The 2,642-nt window shown below is 64.1% G+C and carries 2 protein-coding genes; one reads left to right on the forward strand and one right to left on the reverse strand.

From position 1 onward, the window contains the following. Nucleotides 1-30: 30 nt before the first annotated feature. Nucleotides 31-939: a LysR family transcriptional regulator gene (locus PMI42_RS30750; RefSeq protein ID WP_008141978.1), complete on the reverse strand. Its 909-nt coding sequence runs from the start codon at nt 937-939 to the stop codon at nt 31-33. 114 nt (nt 940-1,053) lie between these two features. Here PMI42_RS30750 and PMI42_RS30755 point away from each other — a divergent pair, with 114 nt between their 5' ends. Next, the gene (locus tag PMI42_RS30755; RefSeq protein WP_008141980.1) at nt 1,054-2,550 is read left to right on the forward strand and encodes a CoA-acylating methylmalonate-semialdehyde dehydrogenase; all 1,497 of its coding nucleotides are present in this window, start codon (nt 1,054-1,056) and stop codon (nt 2,548-2,550) included. The last annotated feature ends 92 nt before the right edge of the window (nt 2,551-2,642 follow it).

Below are 2,642 nucleotides of genomic sequence, written 5' to 3' on the forward strand. Positions count from 1 at the left end.
AGCCTTTAATGGTTGCTACGGGACCGTCGTCTATCTCCCCGCAAACAACGCCCGGTCGCGCTCCACGATCTCCCCAATGTAATCCGCCACCGCCCTGATCCGGGCGAGATCCTTGCTGTCGGCGTGCATCAGCATCCAGAACGTCCGCGTGATCGAAACCTCCTCGGGCAGCACTGCGACCAGCTGCGGATAGTCGCTCGCCATGAAATGCGGCAGCACCGCGATACCGAATCCTGACAGCGTGGCGTTGAGCTGTGCGATCAGATTGGCGCTGCGGAAGCGCGCTGAGATTCGCGGCGACACCTGCGGCAGATAGTCGAGCTCCGGCGTGAACAGCAGCTCCTCGATATAGCCGACAAAGCGGTGCTGCGGCAGCACCTCGCGCGAGGCGATTTTCGGGAAGCGGTCGAGATAGGCGGGGGCGGCATAAAGCCCGAGGCGGTAGTCCAGGAGCTTGCGGCCGACGATGCGGCCTTCCTTCGGCATGGTCAGGCTGATCGCGATGTCGGCCTCGCGCTTGGAGAGACTGAACAGCCGCGCGGTGGCTACAAGTTGCAGATCGAGGTCGGGATAGAGGTCGGCGAACGGAGCAAGGCGAGGGGCCAGGAAGGCGGTGCCGAACCCGTCAGGGGCGCCGATCCGCACCGTGCCGGTCAGCCGCGCCACGGAGCCGCCGACCTGCTCCTGGTTGGCCACGATGGTCGATTCCATCGCTTCGGCGCTGTCGGCAACGCGCTGGCCGGCCTCGGTGAGGAGATAGCCGGTCTTGCGCCGGTCAAACAGCTTGGCCGAGAGGTGCTTTTCCAGCCGGTCCACGCGGCGGATCACCGTGGCGTGGTCCACCCCAAGCTGTTTTGCCGCAGCCGACACCGAGCCGCCCCTTACGATAGCCAGCACGAAGCGGAAGTCGTCCCAGTCGATAGCGCCTTGATCCAGCATTTTCGCACATCTATGGTGCATTATCTCAGACTTGAATCCTATAAAATGCAGGTCGATAGGATTTGTCAAAGCGATCAGACTTAGACCTAAGCTTGGACCTAAGGAGTTCTTTCCATGCGCGCAGTCGGACATTTCATCGGGGGCAAGGAGGTCAAGGGGACCTCGGGCCGCACCGCCGACGTTTTCGAGCCGATGACGGGTGACGTCCAGGCCAAGGTGGCGCTGGCGTCCAAGGCCGAAGTCCGCGCCGCGGTCGAGAACGCCCGCGCCGCGCAGCCCGAATGGGCTGCGACCAACCCGCAGCGCCGCGCCCGCGTCATGATGAAATTCGTCGAGCTGGTGCAGCGCGACTACGACAAGCTCGCCGAGCTGCTGGCGCGCGAGCACGGCAAGACCGTGCCGGACGCCAAGGGCGACATCCAGCGCGGCCTCGAGGTCGCCGAATTCGCCTGCGGCATCCCGCATCTGATGAAGGGCGAGTACACCGAGGGCGCCGGCCCCGGCATCGACATCTATTCGATGCGCCAGGCGCTCGGCGTCGTCGCCGGCATCACGCCGTTCAATTTCCCGGCGATGATCCCGATGTGGAAGTTCGCGCCCGCGATCGCCTGCGGCAACGCCTTCATCCTCAAGCCGTCCGAGCGCGATCCGGGCGTGCCGATGCTGCTCGCCGAACTGATGATGGAGGCGGGACTGCCGGCCGGCATCCTCAACGTCGTCAACGGCGACAAGGAAGCGGTCGACGCCATCCTCGACGACCCCGATATCAAGGCCGTCGGTTTCGTCGGCTCCACCCCGATCGCGCAGTACATCTATGAGCGCGCGGCGCAGACCGGCAAGCGCTGCCAGTGCTTCGGCGGCGCCAAGAACCACGCCATCATCATGCCCGACGCCGACATGGACCAGGCTGTCGATGCACTGATCGGCGCCGGCTACGGCTCTGCCGGCGAGCGCTGCATGGCGGTCTCCGTCGCGGTGCCCGTCGGCAAATCGACTGCCGACCGGCTGATGGAAAAGCTGATCCCGCGCGTCGAGAGCCTCAAGATCGGCACCTCGATCGATCCGTCGGCCGATTACGGTCCGCTGGTCACGCGCGAGGCGGTCGAGAAGGTCAAGGGCTATATCGACATCGGCATCAAGGAAGGCGCGACGCTCGCCGTCGACGGCCGCGGCTTCAAGATGCAGGGCTACGAGAAGGGCTTCTATCTCGGCGGTTCGCTGTTCGACAACGTCACCAAGGACATGCGGATCTACAAGGAAGAGATCTTTGGGCCGGTGCTGTCGGTCGTGCGCGCGCACGACTACAAGGAAGCGCTGGCGCTGCCGTCCGAGCATGATTACGGCAACGGCGTTGCCATCTTCACCCGCGACGGCGATGCCGCGCGCGACTTCGCGGCCAAGGTCAATGTCGGCATGGTCGGCATCAACGTGCCGATCCCGGTGCCGATCGCCTATTACACTTTCGGCGGCTGGAAGAAGTCTGGTTTTGGCGACCTCAACCAGCACGGCCCGGATTCGGTCCGCTTCTACACCAAGACCAAGACGGTGACCTCGCGCTGGCCGTCCGGCGTCAAGGAAGGTGCGGAGTTCTCGATCCCGCTGATGAAGTAATCTCCTCAGCCGTCATTGCGAGGAGCGTAGCGACGAAGCAATCCAGCATCTTTCCGCGGAGACAGTCTGGATTGCTTCGCTTCGCTCGCAAT

The organism is Bradyrhizobium sp. YR681, from assembly GCF_000282615.1.
GTDB lineage: Bacteria > Pseudomonadota > Alphaproteobacteria > Rhizobiales > Xanthobacteraceae > Bradyrhizobium.